This is a genomic window from Mesorhizobium sp. M5C.F.Ca.ET.164.01.1.1, assembly GCF_004792125.1.
GTDB lineage: Bacteria > Pseudomonadota > Alphaproteobacteria > Rhizobiales > Rhizobiaceae > Mesorhizobium > Mesorhizobium wenxiniae.
Genome location: NZ_SRTG01000109.1, coordinates 1 through 445 on the forward strand (window position 1 = coordinate 1; position 445 = coordinate 445).

Consider the following 445-nt stretch of genomic DNA (forward strand, 5'->3'; position numbering starts at 1 on the left):
AAGGCGCAGGTCAACAAGAGCGACCGCAACGATGCGCGCGGCATCGCGCAGATGATGCGGGTTAATTGTGTTCCGGCCGATGCACGTCAAGACGCTGATGAGCAGGAACGTCGGGCGCCTGTTGACAGCCCGCAAGTTGCTGCAGGAAAAGGCCATCGCAATTGAGAACGACATTCGAGGCCTGTTGCGTAACTTCGGTATCAAGGTTGGCATTGTCGGCGCTGCCAAATTTGCGGATCGCATCCAGGACCTTTCCGGCGACATTCCGGAGCTACGTGACATTATGGAGGTGTTGCTCGCCGCTCGGCAGAAACTTCGCGAGCAGTTCACGGTACTGCATGAAAGGCTGTTGTCGATCGTGAAGGGTGACACGGTTTGCAGACGGTTGATGACCGTCCCTGGTGTCGGACCTGTCGTTGCGCTGGCTTTCAAGGCTACGGTCGAC

The 445-nt window shown here is 57.5% G+C and carries 1 pseudogene; it reads left to right on the forward strand.

What is annotated here, in order from left to right:
• Nucleotides 1–445, forward strand: a pseudogene (locus tag EN807_RS32650) (IS110 family transposase); the annotation flags it as partial.